Annotated in this window: 19 protein-coding genes and 1 other RNA gene; 8 read left to right on the top strand and 12 right to left on the bottom strand. The window is 73.0% G+C overall.

The window, feature by feature from the left end; all coding sequences use genetic code 11:
• Positions 1–47: 47 nt before the first annotated feature.
• Entirely contained in the window at positions 48–1,415 is a 1,368-nt protein-coding gene (locus ACIPXC_RS21485; RefSeq protein WP_401620499.1) for an MFS transporter, read from the bottom strand.
• Positions 1,416–1,512: 97 nt separating this feature from the next.
• Positions 1,513–2,499 (bottom strand): LysR family transcriptional regulator, encoded by a 987-nt coding sequence (locus ACIPXC_RS21480; RefSeq protein ID WP_401620497.1) that lies wholly within the window; start codon positions 2,497–2,499, stop codon positions 1,513–1,515.
• Between the two features lie 93 nt (positions 2,500–2,592).
• Here ACIPXC_RS21480 and ACIPXC_RS21475 point away from each other — a divergent pair, with 93 nt between their 5' ends.
• Both ACIPXC_RS21475 and ACIPXC_RS21470 read left to right on the top strand, forming a co-directional pair.
• Entirely contained in the window at positions 2,593–3,939 is a 1,347-nt protein-coding gene (locus ACIPXC_RS21475; protein WP_401620651.1) for an MFS transporter, read from the top strand.
• Positions 3,940–3,988: 49 nt separating this feature from the next.
• Positions 3,989–5,215, top strand: a complete 1,227-nt coding sequence (locus tag ACIPXC_RS21470; protein ID WP_401620494.1) for a hypothetical protein — start codon at positions 3,989–3,991, stop codon at positions 5,213–5,215.
• 138 nt (positions 5,216–5,353) lie between these two features.
• Here ACIPXC_RS21470 and ACIPXC_RS21465 read toward each other — a convergent pair whose 3' ends face one another.
• Positions 5,354–5,617 (bottom strand): hypothetical protein, encoded by a 264-nt coding sequence (locus ACIPXC_RS21465; RefSeq protein ID WP_401620491.1) that lies wholly within the window; start codon positions 5,615–5,617, stop codon positions 5,354–5,356.
• Complete coding sequence (locus tag ACIPXC_RS21460; protein WP_401620648.1) at positions 5,614–5,919, bottom strand: DUF6247 family protein; 306 nt, start codon at positions 5,917–5,919, stop codon at positions 5,614–5,616. The genes ACIPXC_RS21465 and ACIPXC_RS21460 overlap by 4 nt, the downstream gene beginning before the upstream one ends.
• A 430-nt stretch (positions 5,920–6,349) precedes the next feature.
• On the opposite strand from ACIPXC_RS21460, the gene ACIPXC_RS21455 reads away from it, so the two are divergent.
• Both ACIPXC_RS21455 and ACIPXC_RS21450 read left to right on the top strand, forming a co-directional pair.
• The gene (locus ACIPXC_RS21455) at positions 6,350–6,580 is read left to right on the top strand and encodes a FitA-like ribbon-helix-helix domain-containing protein (protein ID WP_401620488.1); all 231 of its coding nucleotides are present in this window, start codon (positions 6,350–6,352) and stop codon (positions 6,578–6,580) included.
• Positions 6,581–6,585: 5 nt separating this feature from the next.
• Positions 6,586–7,008: a type II toxin-antitoxin system VapC family toxin gene (locus tag ACIPXC_RS21450; protein ID WP_401620645.1), complete on the top strand. Its 423-nt coding sequence runs from the start codon at positions 6,586–6,588 to the stop codon at positions 7,006–7,008.
• A gap of 121 nt (positions 7,009–7,129) precedes the next feature.
• On the opposite strand, the gene ssrA is transcribed toward ACIPXC_RS21450, so the two are convergent.
• From ssrA to ftsE, 5 genes are all read right to left on the bottom strand, one after another.
• Positions 7,130–7,518, bottom strand: a transfer-messenger RNA (tmRNA) gene (ssrA, locus tag ACIPXC_RS21445).
• Between the two features lie 82 nt (positions 7,519–7,600).
• Positions 7,601–8,086 carry an SsrA-binding protein SmpB gene (smpB, locus tag ACIPXC_RS21440; protein ID WP_401620485.1) on the bottom strand — a complete coding sequence of 162 codons (486 nt, stop codon included), beginning with the start codon at positions 8,084–8,086 and terminating at the stop codon, positions 7,601–7,603.
• A gap of 18 nt (positions 8,087–8,104) precedes the next feature.
• Positions 8,105–9,292, bottom strand: a complete 1,188-nt coding sequence (locus ACIPXC_RS21435) for a S41 family peptidase (protein ID WP_401620482.1) — start codon at positions 9,290–9,292, stop codon at positions 8,105–8,107.
• A 67-nt stretch (positions 9,293–9,359) separates the two neighbouring features.
• Positions 9,360–10,313, bottom strand: a complete 954-nt coding sequence (gene ftsX, locus ACIPXC_RS21430) for a permease-like cell division protein FtsX (RefSeq protein ID WP_401620479.1) — start codon at positions 10,311–10,313, stop codon at positions 9,360–9,362.
• Between the two features lie 16 nt (positions 10,314–10,329).
• Positions 10,330–11,019 carry a cell division ATP-binding protein FtsE gene (gene ftsE / locus ACIPXC_RS21425; protein WP_401620476.1) on the bottom strand — a complete coding sequence of 230 codons (690 nt, stop codon included), beginning with the start codon at positions 11,017–11,019 and terminating at the stop codon, positions 10,330–10,332.
• A gap of 236 nt (positions 11,020–11,255) precedes the next feature.
• Between ftsE and ACIPXC_RS21420 the strand changes: the two genes are divergently transcribed.
• On the top strand, positions 11,256–11,447 hold the full coding sequence (locus tag ACIPXC_RS21420; protein WP_030662818.1) for a hypothetical protein: 192 nt from the start codon (positions 11,256–11,258) through the stop codon (positions 11,445–11,447).
• Between the two features lie 144 nt (positions 11,448–11,591).
• Here the strand turns inward: ACIPXC_RS21420 and prfB are convergent, their stop codons facing one another.
• Complete coding sequence (prfB, locus tag ACIPXC_RS21415; protein ID WP_401620474.1) at positions 11,592–12,701, bottom strand: peptide chain release factor 2; 1,110 nt, start codon at positions 12,699–12,701, stop codon at positions 11,592–11,594.
• Positions 12,702–12,792: 91 nt separating this feature from the next.
• Here prfB and ACIPXC_RS21410 point away from each other — a divergent pair, with 91 nt between their 5' ends.
• Positions 12,793–12,882, top strand: coding sequence for a putative leader peptide (locus ACIPXC_RS21410; protein WP_401620471.1), 90 nt, complete (start codon positions 12,793–12,795; stop codon positions 12,880–12,882).
• Positions 12,883–13,014: 132 nt separating this feature from the next.
• Entirely contained in the window at positions 13,015–14,016 is a 1,002-nt protein-coding gene (locus tag ACIPXC_RS21405) for an isopenicillin N synthase family dioxygenase (protein WP_401620468.1), read from the top strand.
• Positions 14,017–14,106: 90 nt separating this feature from the next.
• Here the strand turns inward: ACIPXC_RS21405 and ACIPXC_RS21400 are convergent, their stop codons facing one another.
• Both ACIPXC_RS21400 and ACIPXC_RS21395 read right to left on the bottom strand, forming a co-directional pair.
• On the bottom strand, positions 14,107–15,357 hold the full coding sequence (locus tag ACIPXC_RS21400; protein ID WP_401620465.1) for a serine/threonine-protein kinase: 1,251 nt from the start codon (positions 15,355–15,357) through the stop codon (positions 14,107–14,109).
• Between the two features lie 159 nt (positions 15,358–15,516).
• Positions 15,517–17,292, bottom strand: coding sequence for a protein kinase (locus ACIPXC_RS21395; RefSeq protein WP_401620462.1), 1,776 nt, complete (start codon positions 17,290–17,292; stop codon positions 15,517–15,519).
• A gap of 436 nt (positions 17,293–17,728) precedes the next feature.
• On the opposite strand from ACIPXC_RS21395, the gene ACIPXC_RS21390 reads away from it, so the two are divergent.
• Positions 17,729–20,797 carry an FHA domain-containing protein gene (locus ACIPXC_RS21390; protein ID WP_401620459.1) on the top strand — a complete coding sequence of 1,023 codons (3,069 nt, stop codon included), beginning with the start codon at positions 17,729–17,731 and terminating at the stop codon, positions 20,795–20,797.
• The last annotated feature ends 2 nt before the right edge of the window (positions 20,798–20,799 follow it).

Here is a 20,799-nt window from a genome sequence, read left to right as displayed (position 1 = left end):
CTGCCAACTCGGCGTGTCGGACTCGGTTCACCCGTATTTCGCCCCGGTTACACCGACGTGAGCTGGGGTTTCACCGGGGCCTCGGCCGTGTGGGGCACCCGGGCCGCCGGGCGGCGAAGGTATACCGCCCACGTCACCGCGCAGCACACCGCGTAGAAGGCGAGGAAGGTGGCGAAGGCGGTCGTGCCGGACCCGGAGGAGCGGAACGCCTCCCGGAAGACCAGGTTGATGCCCAGGCCCCCGAGCCCGCCGACGGCGCCGATCAGCCCCATGGAGGCCCCGGAGAGCCGCCGCCCGTACGCGGCGGCGCTCTCGCCGCTCATCCCGCGGGCCAGCGCCTTCGCCTGGAAGATGCCGGGGATCATCTTGTACGTCGAGCCGTTGCCGAGCCCGCTCAGGACGAACAGGGCCACGAACCCGACGAGGAAGACCGTCAGCGAGGAGCGCTCCGAGGCGAACACGACGACTCCGGTCGCCGCGGCCATCGCGACGAAGGTGCCCAGGGTGATCCTGGCCCCGCCGAAGCGGTCGGCCAGCGCCCCGCCCACCGGCCGGACCAGCGAGCCCAGCAGCGGTCCGATGAAGGTCAGCGAGGCCGCCTGGAGCGGGGTGCGCCCGAACTGGGTCTGCAGGACCAGTCCGAAGGCGAAGCTGTAGCCGATGAAGGACCCGAACGTCCCGACGTAGAGGAACGACATGATCCAGGTGTGCGGGTCCTTCAGGACCTCGCGGACCGCGCCGGTGTCGTTGCGCACCGGCGCCAGGTTGTCCATCCGTACGGCCGCCAGCACCGTGGCGAGCACGATCAGCGGGATGTATGCGCCGAGCAGCAGCCGCGGGTGTCCGGCCCCGGCGGTGGCGATGACGAGCAGCCCGGCCAGCTGGACGACGGGCACACCGATGTTGCCGCCGCCCGCGTTCAGGCCGAGCGCCCAGCCCTTCTTCCGCATCGGGAAGAAGGCGTTGATGTTGGTCATGGAGGACGCGAAGTTTCCGCCGCCCACCCCGGTGAGGGCGGCTACGAGCAGGAAGGTCCCGTAGGAGGTGCCCGGTTCCATGACGACGATCGCGGCGACCGTCGGGGCGAGCAGGAGCAGCGCGCTGTAGACGGTCCAGTTCCGGCCGCCGAAGCGGGCGACGGCGAAGGTGTACGGCACGCGCACGACGGCGCCCACGCAGGTCGCCGTCGCGATCAGGAAGAACTTTCCGGCCGGGTCGATGCCGTACTCGGGGCCCATGAAGAGGACCATCACGGACCAGAGGGACCAGATGGAGAATCCGATGTGCTCGGAGAGCACGGAGTACAGCAGGTTGCGGCGGGCGACCCGCTCCCCGGTCTCCTTCCAGAAGGTCTCGTCCTCGGGATCCCACTGCTCGATCCAGCGGCCCCGCCTACGGGGTGCGGTTCCGGTCATCACACGCCTCCACAGCTGTCGCGTCCGTGGCACCGACCGTAGGAAAGGCGCGTTTCGGCCCCGGTCCCCGCCGGATGACCGCCGGGAAACCTTGCTCTCACCCGCCGCCCGGGCGGTGTGTGAGCGGGGCGGGCAGCCAGCTCCCGGCCGGGGGCCGGAGCCAGCCGCGTTCGGCCGCCAGGCCGTCGGCCGCGGCGTGCAGGGCGTCCAGTCCGGGGTGGCTGAAACCCGTGCGCCACACCATGGACAGCGGTGACAGCGGCACCGGGTCGGTCAGCGGCAGCTTGACGCACCCCGGCATGTCCAGGAACCCCACCGTCGCCAGCACCGGGTTGCCGGTCTTGACCATGACCCGGCGGAACTCCTCCTTGCCGATCGCGACCGGCGCGGGCGGCGCCATGAGGATCCCCCGTCCGGCGAACAGCTCGCGCGCCAGCCCCGTCCACTCCAGGGTCCGCGGGTTCCCGGCGCCCGCGTACACGGTCTCCCCGGCCAGCGCGTCGAGCGGTACGCAATCTCCCGCGGCCAGGGCGTGCCCCTCGGGCAGCAGCACGGCGAGCGGCTCGTACCGTACGGGCCGCTGCGCGAGCGGGGCCCGCAGCGCGGGGTCGAGGCCGTCGGCGTACCCGAAGGCGACGTCGAGCCGGCCGGCCGCGACCTCGGCGGCGGCGTGGGTGAGCCCGCTTTCGAAGCGGGCCATCAGCTCGCAGTCCGGGGCGAGTTCGCGGGCCCGTTCCAGCACGGTGCGCGCGGTGCCGGGGCCGTCGGTGTTCAGGTCGACGAGGAGCGGCCGGGGCGCCGCGCCGGCCGCGGCCCCGGCTGCGAAGGCGTCCGTCAGCTCCTCGTGCGCGCGCAGCACGCGCCGGGCCAGGGGCAGCAGGCGCTGACCGTCGGCGGTCAGCTCGACGGCGCGGGTGGTGCGGACGAACAGCGTCGCCGCAAGGTTCTGTTCGAGCCGCCGGACGTCCCGGCTCAGCGCCTGCTGGGCGACGTACAGGCGGGCGGCGGCGCGGGTGAAGTGCAGTTCCTCGGCAACGGCGACGAACCCGCGCAGCAGCCGGGGTTCCACATCACGGGGATTCACCCCCGGAGACTAACAACAGGAACGGGTGAATGGCTTCGGAACAGGTGTTGGACGGTGCGCCCCGCCCCGGCCGAGGGTGGCTGTATGCCCCTCATGACCGTCACCGGCAGCACCCTCGTCCTCACCGCCATCGACACCGCCCCCGCCGCCGCGTCCGCCGCCGCGCCCGGCGCCGCCGCCGACCCCGCCGACCCCACTGCCCCCGCCGCGCGGGCCCGTACCGCGGGGCGGACACCCGGCCCCTACCGTCGGCTGTTCGCGGTACCCGGCGCCCGGGGCTTCACCGCCGGGAACCTCATCGCCCGGCTCCCGATGGGCATGTTCGGGGTCAGCGCGGTCATGATGATCGCCGGCCAGCGGGGCTCGTACGCGCTCGCCGGCGCCGTCACGGCCACCGGGCTCGCGGCCACGGCCGTGGTGGCGCCCTGGACCGCCCGCCTGATCGACCGCCACGGCCAGGCCCGGATCGCCGTACCGGCCACCCTGATCGCGGTCCTCGGCTCGCTGTCCCTGGTCGCGTGCGTCCGTAGCGGCGCTCCCGCCTGGACGCTCTTCGCCTCGTACGCGGCGACCGCGACGACACCCAACATCGGCGGCATGTCCCGCGCGCGCTGGACGCACCTGCTGCGCGACTCCCCCGCCGCCCACCACACGGCGATGTCGTTCGAACAGGCCGCGGACGAGTTGTGCTACATGCTCGGACCGGTGCTGGCGGCCTTCCTGTGCGCAGCCGTGTTCCCGGAGGCGGGCACCCTCGCCGGGGCGGCCCTGCTGCTCACCGGCATGCTGGTCTTCACCTCCTGCCGCGCCACCCAGCCCCCCGTGACGGCGGCGCCGCGGCAGGGCTCACCGCTGCGCGCGCTGGGCCCGCTGCTGCCGCTCTTCCTCGTCACGGGCGTGGTCTTCGGCTCGATGGAGGTCGCCTCGATCGCCTACCTCGACGTCCAGGGCCTGGGCGCCGCCTCCGGGCTGGTCCTGGCCCTCCAGGCGGCGGGCTCATGCGCGGCCGGTCTGCTCTACGGCACCCTGAGCGCCCGCTCGTTGAAGGCGTGCGTGTGCGCCCTGGCCGCCTCGATGACCCTCCCCTGGGCCGCGGCCGCCACCGGCTCCGTGACCGCCCTGGCCTGCGCCCTCCTGCTGGCCGGCATGGCCACGGCGCCGACGATGGTCTCGGCGATGTCGCAGGTCCACGCCCGGATCCCCGAGGGGCGGCTCAACGAGGGCATGACCCTGGCGGTCACCGCCATCCTCGCGGGCATCGCGGCAGGTTCCGCGAGCGCCGGTTGGGTCGTGGAGGGGCCGGGCCCGGTCGCCGCGTACGCGGTGCCGGCGGCGGCCGCCCTGATCGCCCTGGCGATCGCCCTGACAGGGCGATCGATCCGGCGCACGAGTGATCATTCCCGCGTGGTACGCACGGCCACCGCGGGGGATCCGCAATAACTGGGGGTGCTTTCCCCTCAGCGCCCTTCCCTTTGCGGAGGAACCACCCGTGCCTGCTTACCGTTCCGTGCCCGCCGCCCTGTTCGTCGCGGCCGTCACCGCCGCCTGCCTCGCGCCGACCGTCCCCGCGTCCGCCGACTCGTCGGACATCCGCTTCCACCAGCCCTATGTGCCCTCCATCGCCCCCGGAGCCACGGGACGCGTCGTCATCGCGGCCCGGGGCGGAGCGGAGCCGGTCGCCAGCGGCACCTTCCGCATCACCGCTCCGGAGCGCACGACCTTCCCGGAGACCCGCTTCTACTGGAACGGCACCCGCGCGGCGGCGCCGTGTACGCGGTCCTCCGACGCACGCCTGCTGACCTGCGAGGCGGGCACCCGCGCCGGCTTCCGCTTCGCGGCGCAGGAGCAGACCCAACTGTCCGTGGCCGTACGGGTGGACGCCGACGCGCCCGGCGGCACGACGCTGACCGGCGGCGAGTGGGCGACGGACGTGGAGGCACCGGCCCTGTTCGCCGTGGCCACCCCGGTGTCGGGCCCCAAGGGCGACAAGGGGGACAAGGGGGACGACGGAAAGCCCGGAAGGCCCGGAAGGCCCGGTGACCACGGCAAGCCCGGAAAGCACGGCCCGAAGGGCGAGAAGGGCGAGAAGGGGGACAAGGGCGACCGCGGCGAGCCCGGCCCGAAGGGCGACAGGGGCGAGAAGGGCGACAAGGGCGACACCGGCAGGCGCGGGCCGAAGGGCCACGACGGGCCGCCCGGACCGCAGGGCGAGCCGGGTCCCGCGAACGGCCCGAAGGGCGACACGGGCCCCGCCGGTCCGCAGGGCCCGAAGGGCGACACCGGCAAGCAGGGCCCGAAGGGCCACGAGGGCAAGCCCGGCCGTGACGGCAAGCCCGGCCCCGCAGGGCCCCAGGGCCCGAAGGGCCACCCCGGCAAGCCCGGCCCGGCCGGCCCGCAGGGCCCCAAGGGTCCGAAGGGCGACACCGGCAAGCCCGGCAAGCCCGGCGACTGCAAGTGCGGCGGCAAGGGCAAGGACCACCACGAGCACCCCAAGGCCAAGATCGTCTCCCCCGGCAAGGGCCTCGGTGTCCGCTCCGGCCCCGGCACGCACTACGCGCACAAGGGCAAGATCAAGACCGGCTCGGTCGTCGCCCTCCAGTGCAAGGTGAACGGCCAGAAGGTCGACGGCAACTCGATCTGGTACAAGCTCGCCGACGGCAGCGGCTGGATCGCCGCCCGCTACGCCAAGAACCTCAACAAGGTCCCGTTCTGCTGATCACCACCCAAGCCTGACCCGGACCCCCGGCCACCCGGCCGGGGGCCCACCGCCATGAACCGGCACACGCCCCTCACCCGGTGCGCCGGACCGGCACCACCGTGAAGGAAGGCCCCGCAGCCGAGTGGCTGCGGGGCGTCACTCGTACCAGGTGACCCTGCATACGTAGACGCACTCGTGCCGGTGGACGGCGAGGAAGCTGATGAAGCCGCGGCCGCCGAGAATGTCGAATTCGCGGAGGCCGCCAGGCCTTCCTGTGGGACGGCCGACGGCCTCCGCGTCCCGGCCCAGTGCCGCCAATTCGGTGGCGATGCGCTCTACCTCCGCGATCACACCGGGCGGCAGACCACCGGTCACGTGAGCGTGGTCGTCGGTGTTGTAGTCCCAGGTCCAGTCGCTCACAGGCCGGTCACGGCCTCCGCCTTGTCGAGGATCTGCTGGATCTCCGCCAGGGCGGACGCCGGATCGTCCGCCCCTTCCTGGACCAGCCGCTCCAGTGCGTGGAGGCGTGCCGCCCTGTGGGGATGGCGTTCGATCTCCACGAAGACGGCCCAGGAGTGGATGAAGGCGCGCAACGGGGCCAGGGACTGAGTCTGCTGGGCGTTCGTCGTGGCTTCGAAGAGGTGCAGCGTCAAGTCGGGCACGCGGCTCGGAGCGATCTTCGCGACAGCCTCGCGCAGAGCTGCAGGCGTGAGTTCCGGCATGGGGATCAGCGGCCCGCCCTCGGCGGGGATCGGCGTACTCACGTGTCCTCCTCGGTCGGGCTCCTCTCGGGAGTGGGTCCCACGCTACCGCCGTTCCCACCGTCACGCGGGATGCTTCGGGCATGACGAAGACCCCGCAGCCGAGGGGCTGCGGGGCCTTCGCCCACATGGGATGAGTGGAGATGGCGGGAATAGAACCCGCCAACAAGCCCTACCTCCAGCCGCCCGGGGCGCCATTCCCACAGCTCAGGGCCTACAAGACGGCACGACCCGACAGCATCCGGCACCCCTTGGTGCTCCCGGCGGGAGCACGGGATCCCTCGGTGCGACACGTCCGCCGGCACCAGCCACCGGCAGGCGACCGGAGGGCTCAACTGTCGAGCGGCTGCGAGTGACTGCAAAATGACTGCATCGACGATAAAATGCAGTCATGACTGCATTCACGATCCGGGAAGTCCCCGATGACATCGCCCGCCGCATAAAGGTCCGGGCCGCCGAGGCCGGGCAGTCCCTGCAGAGCTACCTGCTCAGCCTCGTCACCCGAGACGCCACCCAGCCCACGCTCGCCGAAATGGCCGACCGTGCCGAGCGCTACGCCACGGAGGACATTGATATCCAGGACGTCCTCGACGCCATCGACGCGGGCAGGATGGGCCGTTGATCGTCGTGGACTCCTCCGCCCTGGTCCTGTTCCTCACGGACAAGGGCTCCCGGGGTGCCGCTGCCCGCCGGCGGATCGGCGAGGAAGACCTTCTCGCCGCTCCCTACCTGCTGGACACCGAGATCACCTCCGCCCTTCTGGGCATGGCACGCGGCTCCAAAATCGCCCCCGCGAGCCTCGACGAGCACTTCAAGACCTACCAGGGGCTGCGCGTACAGCGGCACGATACGGGCCCCCTGCTCCCCCGGATCCGAAAGCTGTACGCCAACCTTTCCGCCTACGACGCCACGTACGTCGCCCTCGCCGAGGCGCTGGGCGTCCACCTGCTGACGGCGGACGTGCGCATCAAACGCGGCGTTCAGAAGCCGCATTGCCGAATCGAGGTCATCACTGCCGACAGCGATCGGTCTCCGCACCCAGGCACCTGACACACCGCCGCATCCGTCACGCTCCCTGAAGGGTGGTGCTCCCGTCGGGCTCCCACATGACGAAGGCCCCCTGACCTGGCGAGATTCCTCGCAGGTCAGGGGGCCTTCGCCCACATGGGATGAGTGGAGATGGCGGGAATCGAACCCGCGTCCAACGGTGCAGAAGCAGGGCTTCTCCGAGCGCAGTCCGCTGCGCTTTTCTCGGCCCCGGAGATCACACGGACAAGTCTCCGACGGGCTCAGTCACTGTTTGATTTCCCTCCGGCCCCCGTGACCGGGGCTAGAGGTTTAGATCCCTTGTTGACGCCAGGATCCGGACCGGGACCACTTCCGGGCTGACGCTCCTCACAGAGGCTTCAGCTCACTGTTATTAGGCAGCGAGGGTGAAGCGGGAGTTATCGCTCTTGGAGTTGGCGATTATTTTTTGCGACATGTGGTTAGCGAGATCATTGCCGCTTCCTCGGCTCGCTTCCCCTGCATCGACATCCGCTGTCGAAACCGATCATCCCCATGTTCTTTTAACAATGTGCTCCACCCCGGGGGGCGGTGCTGACGCCATGGTACGCGAAGTGGACCACCGCGTGCCAGGTGATTAAACCGTGCCGCGCTGCTTGCGACGGATGGCCGAGATCACCCGGTTCGTCTCGCGGGTGTCCTGCTTCTCCCGCATCGTCTGCCGCTTGTCGTACTCCTTCTTGCCCCTCGCCAGCGCGATCTCGACCTTCGCCCGGCCGTCCTTGAAGTACAGGGAGAGAGGCACGATCGTGTGACCCGACTCGTCGGCCTTGCGCTCCAGCTTGTCGATCTCCTCCCGGTGCATCAGGAGCTTGCGCTTGCGCCGGGCGCTGTGGTTCGTCCACGTGCCCTGGCTGTACTCCGGCACGTGCACGTTGTAGAGCCACGCCTCCCCGCTCTCCACCGACACGAAGCCGTCCACCAGCGAGGCCCGGCCCTGGCGCAGGGACTTCACCTCGGTACCGGTGAGCACCAGGCCGCACTCGTAGGTGTCGAGGATCGCGTAGTCGTGCCGCGCCTTCTTGTTCTGGGCGATCAGCTTGCGCCCTTTTTCCTTAGCCATAGTGCGGTCATTTTCGCACTACGGACCCACCCCGAGGCCACCCAATACCGTGACGGCCCGCTCCTCGGCCCGTTCGCCGGCCGGTACGTCCGGGGTGATGCCGCCGCCGTCGAGGCTGCGCCCCGCCGGGGTGCGGTACGTGCCCACCGTCAGCTCGGCCACCGAGCCGTCCGGGAGCTCGGTCGGCATCTGCACCGAGCCCTTGCCGAAGGTCCTGCTGCCCACCGCGACCGCCCGGCCCCGGTCCTGGAGCGCGCCCGTCACCAGTTCGGCGGCGCTCATCGTGCCGCCGTCGACGAGGGCCACCAGCGGCCGGGTCGTGTCCCCGCCCGGCGCCGCGTTCAGCACGCGCTGCTCGCCCCGTACGTCGTAGGTCGCCACGAGCCCGCCGTCCAGGAAGGCGGAGGCGGCCGTGACCGCCTCGGCGACCAGCCCGCCCCGGTTGCCCCGCAGGTCGAGCAGGACCCCGCCGCCGGGCGGGGCCGCGCGGACGGCCGCCCGGACCCGGTCGCCGGAACCGCGGGTGAAGGAGGTCACCTTGATGACGGTGACGTCGCCGGCGAGCCGCCGCACGGTCACCGGCTCGGTGCGCAGCCGCTCACGCACCACGGTCTCGGTGAGGTCGGCACCGTCCCGGCTCAGGTTCAGCACGACGGGGGTGCCGGCGGTACCGCGCAGCAGGGCGACCACGTCGGCCACGGCCAGCCCGGTCACCCCGTGCCCGTCGACGCTCAGCAGGCGGTCCCCGGCGCGCAGGCCGGCCCGGGCGGCAGGGCTGCCGGGCTCGACGCCGTCGACCGTGATCACGCCGTCCTGGGTGCCCACGGCCCAGACCCCGACCCCGGTCCAGTGCCCGTCGAGGCCCTCGGCGAAGGCGGCGTACTCGCCCCGGTCGTAGACCGTGCCCCAGCGGTCGCCGCTGCGGCTGACCACTTCCTGCGCGGCCTTCTTGCCGGACTTGCCCTCGGCGACGGCCTCGGCGGCGGCGCGGGCGACCGCCTCGCGGTCGGCGGTGCCCTCCGGGCGCGCGGCCCCGGGCCCGGGCGTGTCCGTACGGGCCACGACCGCGGCACCGTCCGCGCGGTCCCAGCAGCCGGTGAACGCGCCGACGGCGACGACCGCGGCGAACGTTAACGCCAAAACGGCCCCGCGACGTGGGTCGCGGGGCCGGAGACAGAAGGCGGGGATACTCGGCAAGCCCAGCATGGCGCCGAGTCTAGGACAAGCCCCGCGCCGGTACGGATGGTTGACCGGACCACTTGCGGGGCGCTTGTCACACCTTCAGGTACTTGCGCAGGGCGATGAAAGCGGCCATGGAAGGCATCAGAAGGCCGATGAACAGTACGTACGGGAGCTTGGCCAGCACCGATCCCCAGCCCATGAAGTCGATGAGCTGGATCTTCTCGCGCAGGCCCACGCCGTGGTCGATCACGAAGTACTGGCCGGAGACGAGCATGGCGCAGGCGAAGAGCGCGCCGATGAGCCCGGCGACGGCGGCCTCCATGATGAAGGGGACCTGGATGTAGAAGCTGGAGGCACCCACGAGCCGCATGATCCCGGTCTCCCGCCTGCGGCTGAACGCCGAGACGCGCACGGTGTTGACGATCAGGAGCAGCGCCACGACCAGCATGATCAGCATGATGCCGATGGCGGCCATGTTGAGGTAGTTCAGGATCCGGAACAGGTCGTCGATGGCCTGGCGCTGGTCGTCGACGGTGTGGATACCGTCCCTGCCCGCGAAGGCGGAGGTGACCACCTTGTACTTCTCCGGGTTCTTCAGCTTGACCCGGAAGGACTCCTGCATCTGGTCCGGGGTGATGGAGGAGGCGAGGGCCGTGTTGCCGAACCGCTCCTGGTAGTGCTTGTAGGCCTCGTCCGCCGATTCGTAGGCGACGGACTTCACCTGGGACATCTGCCCCAGTTCGGCCTCGATCTGCTTCTTCTGGTCCTCGGTGACCGCGCCCTTGGCGCAGGTCGCCACGCCCGGGGTGCCGTTCTTGGCGGCGGCCTCGCCCGCCTCCTGGGCGTCCTGCTTGTTGCAGAGGTAGAGCGTGACGTTGGCCTTGTCGTACCAGAAGCCCTTCATCTTGCTGACCTGCTCGCTCATGAGCAGGGAGCCGCCGAACAGGGCCAGCGACAGGGCCACGGAGATGATGACCGCGAAGGTCATGGTGAGATTGCGGCGGAGGCCGACGCCGATCTCGGACATGACGAACTGGGCGCGCATGACTCTGGGGGGCCTTTCAGTGCTGGTAGCCGTAGACGCCGCGCGACTGGTCGCGCACGAGTCGGCCCTGTTCGAGTTCGATGACGCGCTTGCGCATCTGGTCGACGATCTGCTGGTCGTGCGTCGCCATGATCACGGTGGTGCCGGTCCGGTTGATCCGGTCCAGCAGCTTCATGATCCCGACGGAGGTCTGGGGGTCGAGGTTGCCGGTGGGCTCGTCCGCGATCAGCAGGGCCGGGCGGTTGACGAAGGCGCGGGCGATGGCCACGCGCTGCTGCTCACCGCCGGAGAGCTCGCCGGGCATGCGCTCCTCCTTGCCGCCCAGGCCGACGAGTTCGAGGACCTGCGGGACCGCCTTGCGGATCTCGCCCCTCGGCTTGCCGATGACCTCCTGGGCGAAGGCCACGTTCTCGGCGACCGTCTTGTTGGGCAGCAGGCGGAAGTCCTGGAAGACGGTCCCCAGCTGGCGCCGCATCTGCGGGACCTTCCAGTTGGAGAGCTTGGCGAGGTCCTTGCCCAGGACGTGCACCTGGCCGTGGCTGGCGCGCTCCTCGCGCAGGATGAGGCGCAGGAAGGTGGACTTGCCGGAGCCGGACGAGCCGACGAGGAAGACGAACTCGCCCTTCGAGATGTCGAGGGAGACTTCTCTGAGTGCGGGGCGGCTCTGCTTCGGGTAGGACTTGGAGACGCTGTCGAATCGGATCACGGGTGCACCATGGTCGCCGGGAGTAGGTGTGCGTGACCATACGCGAACGGGCCCGAGGTGTGGACCCGGCATCCGGAGTTGTCCGGTTTATCCCGTGGTCCCGGAGGGTCCGGACCGCGATTGCCCGGACGGGCCGCGCCGAATGTCGGCGAAGCTGGCACAGTGGTAGGGGGAACGGTCCGGTTCCCCGCGCCGTTAGGCAAGAAGGAAGACCGAGGGGACGAGAGGAGGAGCGCATGACATATGACCGGCTCGTGTGCGCGAACTGCGCCGCACCCGTCAGCCAGGGCCGCTGCCCTGTGTGCCGGGCGAACCGGGAGCGCCTCCAGCAGGAGGGCCCCTTCTCCGGCCTGAACCCCGTGGCTCTGATCGTGCTCATGGTGGTGCTCGTGGCAGCTCTGGTGCTGGTGGCCCAGCAGACCGCCTAGGAGGCGCTGTCCGGGCGGGACCCGGCGCCGGTACTCGTCGGTGCCCGCGCCGCGTACCGATCACATGTGACGGAAGGGTCCGGACACCTGTCGTGTCCGGACCCTTCCCGTGTCCTGTGCGCGCGGCGTGCGCGCTTTCCCGCCTTACGCGGTCTGCTCCTGCTGCTTGCGCCAGCGGATTCCGGCCTCCAGGAAGCCGTCGATCTCGCCGTCGAGGACCGCCTGCGGGTTGCCCACCTCGAACTCCGTGCGCAGGTCCTTGACCATCTGGTACGGGTGCAGGACGTAGGAGCGCATCTGGTTGCCCCAGGAGCTGCCGCCGTCCTTGAGGGCGTCCATCTTGGCCTGCTCCTCCTGGCGGCGCCGCTCCAGCAGCTTGGCCTGGAGGACGTTCATGGCGCTGGCCTTGTTCTGGATCTGCGAGCGCTCGTTCTGGCAGGAGACGACGATGCCGGTCGGGATGTGCGTGATGCGCACGGCCGAGTCGGTCGTGTTGACGCCCTGGCCGCCGGGGCCGGAGGCGCGGTAGACGTCGACGCGCAGCTCGGACTCGTCGATCTCGACGTGGTCGCTGGTCTCGACGACCGGGAGCACCTCGACACCGGCGAAGGAGGTCTGGCGGCGGCCCTGGTTGTCGAAGGGCGAGATGCGCACCAGGCGGTGGGTGCCCTGCTCGACGGAGAGGGTGCCGTAGGCGTACGGGGCCTTGACCACGAAGGTGGTCGACTTGATGCCGGCCTCCTCCGCGTACGAGGTCTCGTAGATCTCCGTGGAGTAGCCGTGGCGCTCGGCCCAGCGCAGGTACATGCGCTGGAGGCGCTCGGCGAAGTCGGAGGCGTCGACGCCGCCGGCCTCGGCGCGGATGTTGACCAGGGCCTCGCGCTCGGCGTACTCGCCGGAGAGCAGGGTCCGGACCTCCATCTCGTCCAGCGCCTTGCGGACGGACGCCAGCTCGGTCTCGGCCTCGGCGAGAGTGTCCGCGTCGTCCATCTCCTGGGCGAGCTCGAACAGCACCCCGAGGTCGTCGATGCGCCCGCGCAGGGTCTCGGCCTTCCGGACCTCCGCCTGGAGGTGCGAAAGCTTGCTCGTGATCTTCTGGGCGGCTTCCGGGTCGTCCCACAGGGACGGCGCGGCGGCCTGCTCCTCAAGCACGGCGATATCTGCCCTCAGCTTGTCGAGGTCCAGGACGGCCTCGATCGACCCCATGGTCGAGGAGAGGGACTTCAGCTCTTCGGAAACATCGACGACTGCCACGGGTCCAGCCTAGCCGGTCCGCGGGCGAGCCCGTCCGGGCAGGCCGGATCACCCGTTCTGATGACGGCTCGTGCGGGCGTACGCTCACCGTATGACCGTTCACCTCGTCAAGCGCCGCCATGTGGACCTCATGCGCGTCACGACGACGAGCTGTCTGCCGCCGGACCGACCCCAAGCCTGATCCACACCGATCCGACTTGGTCCTGTACGCGAGCCAAGCGGCCCCGGCGCCACCCCTGCCGACGGCCCCACCCCACCCGCACCCCGCCACCTCTGGGGAACAGGACCCCGTGACATCCGAAACGGAGCCGTCATGCCGTCCGCGCACTCTCTCCCCGTCCTGGACCTCTCCCAGGCCGACGACCCGGCCCAGCGGGCCGAATTCCTGAAGAAGCTGCACGCGGCAGCCAGGGACACCGGTTTCCTGCACCTGACCGGGCACGGCGTCACCGCCGCCGAGAGCGCCCGCATCCTGGAGGTCACCCGGGCCTTCTTCGCCCTCCCGGAGGCCGACCGGCTCGCCGTGAGCAACCTGAACTCCCCGCACTTCCGCGGCTACACCCGCATCGGCCACGAGCTGACCGGCGGCGCCTCCGACTGGCGCGACCAGCTGGACGTCGGCGCGGAGCGCCCGGCGCCGCAGGTGGGCCCCGACGACCCGGCGTACCTGTGGCTGGAGGGCCCGAACCAGTGGCCGGCCGCCCTCCCCGAGCTCCGTACGGTGGTCCTCGACTGGCAGTCCCGCCTGGCGGCGGTGGCGCACCGCCTCCTGCAGGAGCTGCTGGTCTCGATCGGCGCGCCGGCCGACTTCTTCGACGAGGCCTTCGCCGACCGCCCCCACCTGCACACCAAGCTGATCCGCTACCCGGGGTCGGCCCCGTCCGGCGCCGACCAGGGGGTCGGGGCGCACAAGGACTACGGCTTCCTCACGCTGCTGCTGCAGGACTCGGTGGGCGGCCTGCAGGTGGTCCGGGACGGCGGCTACCTGGACGTGCCGCCGATGCCGGGGGCCTTCGTGGTGAACCTGGGCGAACTGCTGGAGATAGCGACCGAGGGCTACCTGACGGCGACCGACCACCGGGTGGTCAGCCCGCCCGGGGCGGTGGAGCGGTTCTCGGTGCCGTTCTTCTACAACCCGCGGCTGGACGCCGTGATCGACACCGTCCCGGGCGACTACCTGCGCTCGGCACCCGGCGTCGCGCACGACGCGTCGAACCCGCTGCACGCCGAGTACGGCCGCAACGAACTCAAGGGATGGGTGCGCGCCCACCCGGCCGTCGCACGGCGCTGGCACCCGGAGCTGGCCGCGGTGTAGTCCCTCCCGGGCCGGGAAATCCAGCCCCGCCGGCGTTTGAGGCGCGCGGGTCCGGGAGCGGCGCCCCCGGCACCCGGCGCCGCGGACGGGTTACGGGTGGCGGGGGCCCGACTGCTTGTTGTCCTGCCGGGGCTTCGGCTCGTCGCCCCCCGACAGGGCCAGCCAGCTGCCCAGGCCGACCGCGGCGGCCAGGGCCACCGCCACCGCGGACAGAGTCAGCCGCCGCTTGCGGGCGGCCTCGGCGCGGTGCCGGGCCGAGCCGGGCCGGTGCCCGCCGGCCGGGCGCGGCACGCGGGCCGTGCCCAGCGCCCCGCCCGACAGCTCGTCCGGCCCGGGCACCCGCATCGAGGTGTGGGTGTCCCGGTTGGAGTCGGTCGCCGACCCCGGCACCAGGGGGACCACGCTCCGCCGCCGCACCGGGTCGGCGGAGGGTTCCTCCGGGGCGGCGGGCTCCGGCTCCGCGTCGTCCGGCTCGTCCACGTCCAGCGGCGGCATCCCGGCCAGCATCGGCAGCAGGTCGCGCAGCCGGACCGACAGCTCCGAGGCCCGCAGCCGCGAGGCCGGGGCCTTGGCCAGGCACTGCACCATGAGCTGCCACAGCTCGTCCGGGATCCCCGGCAGCGGGACGACCGTCTCGGTCACGTGCCGCCGCAGGACCGCGCCCGGGTGGCCCCCGCCGAAGGGCGTGAATCCGGCCAGCAGCTCGTACAGGACGGTGGCCAGGGCGTATATGTCGACGGCCGCGCGCGGGGGCAGCCCCTCCACGATCTCCGGCGCCAGGTAGTCCGGGGTGCCGATGATGCGCGTCGCCGAGGCGGTGGCCCGGCCCGCGGGGGCCCGCCGCGGGGAGTCGATCAGCTTGGCCACGCCGAAGTCGGTCAGCAGGGCCGGGTGCGAACCGCCCGGCCCGAGCGGGCCCTGCATGTCCAGCAGGACGTTCTCCGGCTTGACGTCGCGGTGGACGACCCCCGCCGCGTGCGCCGCGGCCAGCGCATCGGCCACGTCCGCGACGATCGCCACGGCCGCCTCGGGCGCCAGCCGGCGCTCGCGGTCGAGCCGCGTGCGCAGGTCCGTACCGCGGACGAGGTCCATGACGAGGGCGAGGTCGTTGCCGTCCACGACGAGGTCGCGGACGGAGACGACGTGCGGATGCTCCAGGCCGAGCAGGGCGCTGCGCTCCTGGACGAAGCGTCCGACCAGTTCCTGGTCGGACGCGAGGTCCTCGCGCAGGAGTTTGACGGCGACGGGCCCCTCGGGCCCCTCGCCCAGCCACACCGTGCCCGCGCTGCCGCGCCCCAGGATCTGGTGCGCGGTGTACCGGCTGCCGATCTTCCGTGCCACGACTGCTCCCTCAGTGGCTGGCGTACGCCCCAAAGCTACGCGGCCCGGCGGGCTTCGGAGTCCGGCAGGGGGCCCGATTCGCGACGACCTTCACTTCCGGGGGCGAAATCACGTCCTGGATGTCGACAAATCCACGAAGTCGTCGCTACGGGCCCCTCCTCAGGGGGTGCCGGAGCCGGAACCCGAGGAGCCCGAGCTCGCCGAGTCCCCGATCGTGGTGACCCAGTCGACGATTCCGGAGCCCCAGGCCCAGACCTGGTCCCACCATCCCCTGCCGGTACCCACCCACTCCTGGAGCGGGGTGAGCTCCCAGATCAGCCAGCCCGCCACGAAGAACACCAGGATCAGCACCAGGCAGCCCTTGAGGCAGCCGAGGCCGGGGATCCGCACCGGGTTGGCGCTGCGGCGGCGCGGCTCACGCGGCTCCCGGGGGGCCGGCGGCTGCGGCGGGGCCTGCTGGGGCTGCTGGGGCTGCTGCGGCTGCCGGTACTGGGGCTGCTGCGGCTGCTGGTACTGCTGGGGCTGGCGCTGCTGCGGCTGGTAGTGCTGCGGCGGCGGGGGCGGAGGCGCGTACTGCTGCTGCGACTGCGGCGGCTGCGGCGGCTGGCGGCACTGCGGCTGCTGGTACTGCTGCTGCGGCGGCGGTCCCTGCCGGTACTGCGGCGGCTGCTGCGGCCGGTGCTGCGGCGGCGGGGGCGCCTGGCGCTGCGGGCGGCGGCGCAGCGGGTCGTCCTCCGGGTCGAGGTACTGCATCTGCGTCTGCTCGTTGCGGTCGCGGGCGGCCCGCATCTGGTTCTGCCACGGGTGCGGCGCGTCCGGCTGCTGCACGGGCGGCATGACCGAGGTCGGGTCGGCCCCGGGGCCCGCGGTGGAGGGCAGCACCGAGGTGGCGTCGGCGGCACCGACCGGCGGCATGACGCTGGTCATCGCGTTCGGGTCGTAGGCGCCCGCCGGGGAGCCCGCCCCGGACGGCAGTACCTGGGTGGGGTCCGCGGCGCCGGGGGTCTCGGGGACCGGGGCGGGCGAGGGGTCGGGCGCGAGGAGGGCGCCCACGCCGAGCGCGGCCTCCACGTCGGCGGCCGAGGAGTGCACGCCGATGCCGGCGGCCACCACGCGCAGGGCGCGGGCCAGGCTCAGCGCGCTGGGGCGCTCGTCCGGCTCCTTGCGCAGGCAGCGCTCGATGACCGTCCAGAGCGGCTCGGGCACGGTCGAGGGGCGCTGCGGCTCCTCGCTGAGGTGGCGGTGGAGCACTTCGAGCGCGGTGCCTCCGGCGAACGGCGGGCGGCCGGTGAGCAGCTCGTAGAGGAGGATGCCGGCGCCGTAGATGTCGACGGCGGAGGTCTGGGGCCGGCCCTCCGCGGACTCGGGGGCGACGTAGGCCGGGGTGCCGACGAACTCGTGGGTGCGGGTCAGGCCCGGGGAGTCGGCGAGGCGTGCGATGCCGAAGTCGGTCAGCATCGGCTTCATCTGGCCGCCGCGCTCGTCGAGGAGCACGTTGGCGGGCTTCAGGTCGCGGTGCACGACGCCGTCCGCGTGGCTGGCGGCGAGCGCGTCGGCGATCTGGGCGGTCAGCAGGCTCGCGGCGACCGGCGTGAAGGGGCCGTTCTCGCGCAGGTACCGGTGCAGGTCAGGGCCCTCGATCAGGTCCATGACCAGGGCGAGCAGGTCGCCCTCGACGACGAGGTCGCGGGTGCGCACGATGTTGGAGTGCGTCAGGCGCAGCAGGACCGAGCGCTCGCGCAGGAAGCGCATGACGATGTCCGCGTCCTGGGCCAGCTCCTCCTTGAGGACCTTGATGGCCACGGTCTCGCCGGGCTGTCCCGCGACGGCCGCCTCCGCACCGGCGGTCTCCCTCTGGCGGGCACGCCAGACGGTACCCGTGGCGCCGCGCCCGAGCGGCTCCTCGAGCAGGTATTTACTGCCGACTGGCCGCACGTCTCGCGCTCCCCTGCTTGTCGTCTGCTGTGGTCGATCCGTCGAGTGGTTTTCCGGCCCACTCTAGGGGGTGTCCCCCGGGAAGACGCGGGTCCCCGGAGGTTGGTTGCCGTACATATGTACGGAGGGTGACGTCCTCGGGGTATGCCGGAGGCGATTTTCACCTTGTTTCCCCCGCTCGCGGTCCGGATTCGGCCGGGCCCCGGCGCACCCCGCGACAGATCAAGATCATTTCTTGCCGGGTACCGGGCGTGTTGTCCGCGACAGGTGCGAGGATGCACCCGTACGGAACGGCACGGGACGGGAGCCGCGCCTTCCGGGCAGACCTGACCGGACGACGCGTCCGTGCCGGGCGGGGGGCGATCGGGCAGTCATGTCACGGGTCCCCTGCCGGGCGCACACACCGCGCACCGCGCAGAAGGGACCGCTGACGGCGATGCAGATCCGACTGACCGTCCTCGGGTCGCGCAGCGGCCACCAGGCCGCGACCGCCCCGGCGAGCTGTGACGTGCTCGTCACCGCGCCCGTCGGCACCGCGCTGGCCGCGGTCGCCTCCGGGCTCGCGGCCACCGTCGGCGGCCCCGACACCGGGGGCACGGTCGTGCTGTACGCGGGCTCCGAGCGCCTCGACCTCCAGCGGCGGGTGCTGGGCGAGCCGCCGCTGGTGGACGGCGCGGTGCTGGCGCTGAACGCGCCGATGCCGGACGTACTGCCCGAGGACGGTCTCGGCGCACCCCAGCTGCACGTCGTGGCCGGACCCGACGCGGGCGGGGTGCACCTGCTGCACGGCGGGCAGATCCGGGTGGGCCGGTCCGGCGACGCCGACGTCCCGCTGGACGATCCCGACGTCTCCCGCATGCACTGCGCGGTGACGATGGTCCACGACGGCCGGATCGCCGTGGCCGATCTGAACTCCACGAACGGCACCACCCTCGACGGCTCCCCGGTGGGCGCCCAGCCGGTCGCCCTGCCCCCGGGGGCCCTGCTACGGGTCGGCGAGTCCACCCTGCGGCTGGCGCCCGCGGGCACGCCCTCGCTGCCGGTGACCCCGGACCAGGAGGGCCACCTGGCCCTCGCCGCACCCGCTGCCCCCACCGCACCCACCGCCCCGGACGGCCCCGACGGCCCCACCGGCGCCTTCCCCGACGCCCCCGGGACGGCGGCGGGTGCCCGCGGTCCGGCCGGCCCCGGAGCGTACGCCCCGCCCGTGCCGGGCGCCGCCCCCGGCACACCACCGGGCGCCACCGGCACGCCCGCGGACGCCACCGGTCCGTACGGGCCGGCGGGTGCGACCGGCGCGGCCCACCCGGGCTCCCCCGGCCCCTCCGGCGCCCCCGACGCGACCGGACCGGACGGTGCCCGGCCCGGCTCGGGCCGCCGCAGGGGCCTCGGTGCCTGGGCCCGCAAATGGGTGCGCGGGCAGGACGCCCCGCAGGCCCTGCCGGAGACCGTGATCACCGCCGCCGCGCCCCACCCCGACGACCCGGCCGCGCTGCTGCTGGCCGCGATGGGCCCCACCGGCCGCCTGTGGTCCCGTACGTCCGGGCGGGCCGGCCGCGCCGCGCCGCTGGAGGTCGGGCTCGGCGTCGGGAGCCGGGTGTCCCTGTCGGCCGTGGGCGCCCTCGGCATCGCCGGCCCGCGGCCCCGGCTGTCCGGGGCCGCCCGCTGGGTGGTGGCGCAGCTCGCGGGGCTGCACGCACCGGGACAGCTGGAGATCGTGCTCGTCAGTGCCGACCGGGCCCGTCCGCTCGCCGACCGGCGGCGCGACTGGGCCTGGCTGGGCTGGCTGCCCCACGTACGGCCCGCGCACGGCCAGGACTGCCGCCTGCTCCTCGCGTACGACCGCGACCAGGCCGCCGCCCGCACCGCCGAGCTGACCCGGCGCCTCGACGACGGCCCGCTCGGCGCGCACTGGGCGAGCGCCCCCGCCGAGCAGATCCGCGAGGCGGCCGACGCCCACACGGGCCCGTACACGCTCCTCGTCCTGGACGGCGACCCCGGAACCGGCGCGCTGCGCGACATCACCGGCCGGCTCGCCTCGCACGGCCCGGCCGCCGGGATCCACGTCCTGGCGCTCGCCGAGGCCCCGGCCGCCACCGCCGCCTCCCCCGTCTGCGACACCTACGAGACCGCCTGCGCGGCCGTCCCGGCCTTCCGGGACTGCGGCGCCGTCGCCCTCCTCAGCGGGGACGTGGCCACGGCCGTACGGACCTTCGAGGTCCGGGGCGGCCGGCCGGTCCCCTCCGGCGCCACGGCCGTCTGCGACGCCGTCTCCACGGCCTGGGCCGAGCGGTTCGCCCGGGCGCTGGCACCCCTGCGGCCCACCGACGGCAGTGCCGGCGGGCCGAGCCGTCCCACGGCCGCCACGCTGCCCGCCACGGCACGGCTGCTGGACGAGCTGGGGCTGGCCCGGGCCACTCCGGCCTCCCTGATGGCCCGCTGGGCGGCCGCCACCGACCAGGGGCAGGGCGGGCTGGCCGAGATCGTGCTCGGCAGCGGACGGCGCGGCCCCGTCGGCACCGAGCTGGTCCACGACGGCCCGCACCTGGTCGTCGAGGGCCCCGCCGGGAGCGGGCGGACCGAGTTGCTGCGGTCGGTGGCCGCGTCCCTGTCCGCGGGTGCCCGGCCCGACCGGCTCGGGCTGGTCCTCCTCGACGGGGCCGGCGGGGAGCGCGGCGACGGCCTGCTGCCCTGCACCGAGCTCCCCCACGTCTCCGCCCACCTGGTCGCCTCCGATCCGCTGCGCATGCGGGAGTTCGCGCAGGCTCTGGGCGCGGAACTCAAGCGGCGCGCCGAACTGCTGGACGGCGTGCCCTTCGCCGAGTGGCACGCGCAGCGCGAGGTGTCCGGCCGGATGGTGGCGCCCCGCCGGCCCGCCCCGGGCGAGGTCCGCGGCGACGGCGGCGCCGACGGCCGGGCGGGCCAGGGCGAGCCCGTACGGACGGGGACGCTCCGGCTGCGCGCCGCGGCCACCCGTACGGATCCGGTCGGCCCGAGCCCGCTGCCCCGCCTGGTGGTGCTGGTGGACGACCTCGACGCGCTGGTCGCGCCCGGGCTGGGCAGTGCGGGCCGCCCCGCCGCCGGTTCGGTGGTCCGGGCGCTGGAGGCGGTGGCCCGGGACGGCGCCCGGCTCGGCGTGCACCTGGTGGCGAGCACCTCCCGCCCGGACCGTACGGCCGACACCGGTCCGGCCCGGATGGCGGCCCTGCGGGTGGAGCTGGAGGCGCCGGACCAGCCGGGGCCCGGCCGCGGCGTGCTGCGGTTCGCGGACGGCCGTACGGTGCCCTTCCAGGCCGGCCGGGTCACCGGGCGGATCCCCCGGACGGCGACCCTGCGGCCGACGGTGGTCCCCGTGGAGTGGGAGCGGATGGGCGATCCGCCGGCCCGCCGGCCGGTACGCGAGCTGGGCAACGGACCGACCGACCTCGCACTGCTGGCCAGTGCCCTGGACCGGGCCGCGCACCTGGTCTCGGCGATACCCGTGCTGTTCCCGCCGGCTCCCTGAGC

The sequence above is a fragment of the Streptomyces sp. NPDC090021 genome, assembly GCF_044748225.1.
GTDB lineage: Bacteria > Actinomycetota > Actinomycetes > Streptomycetales > Streptomycetaceae > Streptomyces.
This window is presented reverse-complemented; position numbering and strand designations above follow the sequence as displayed.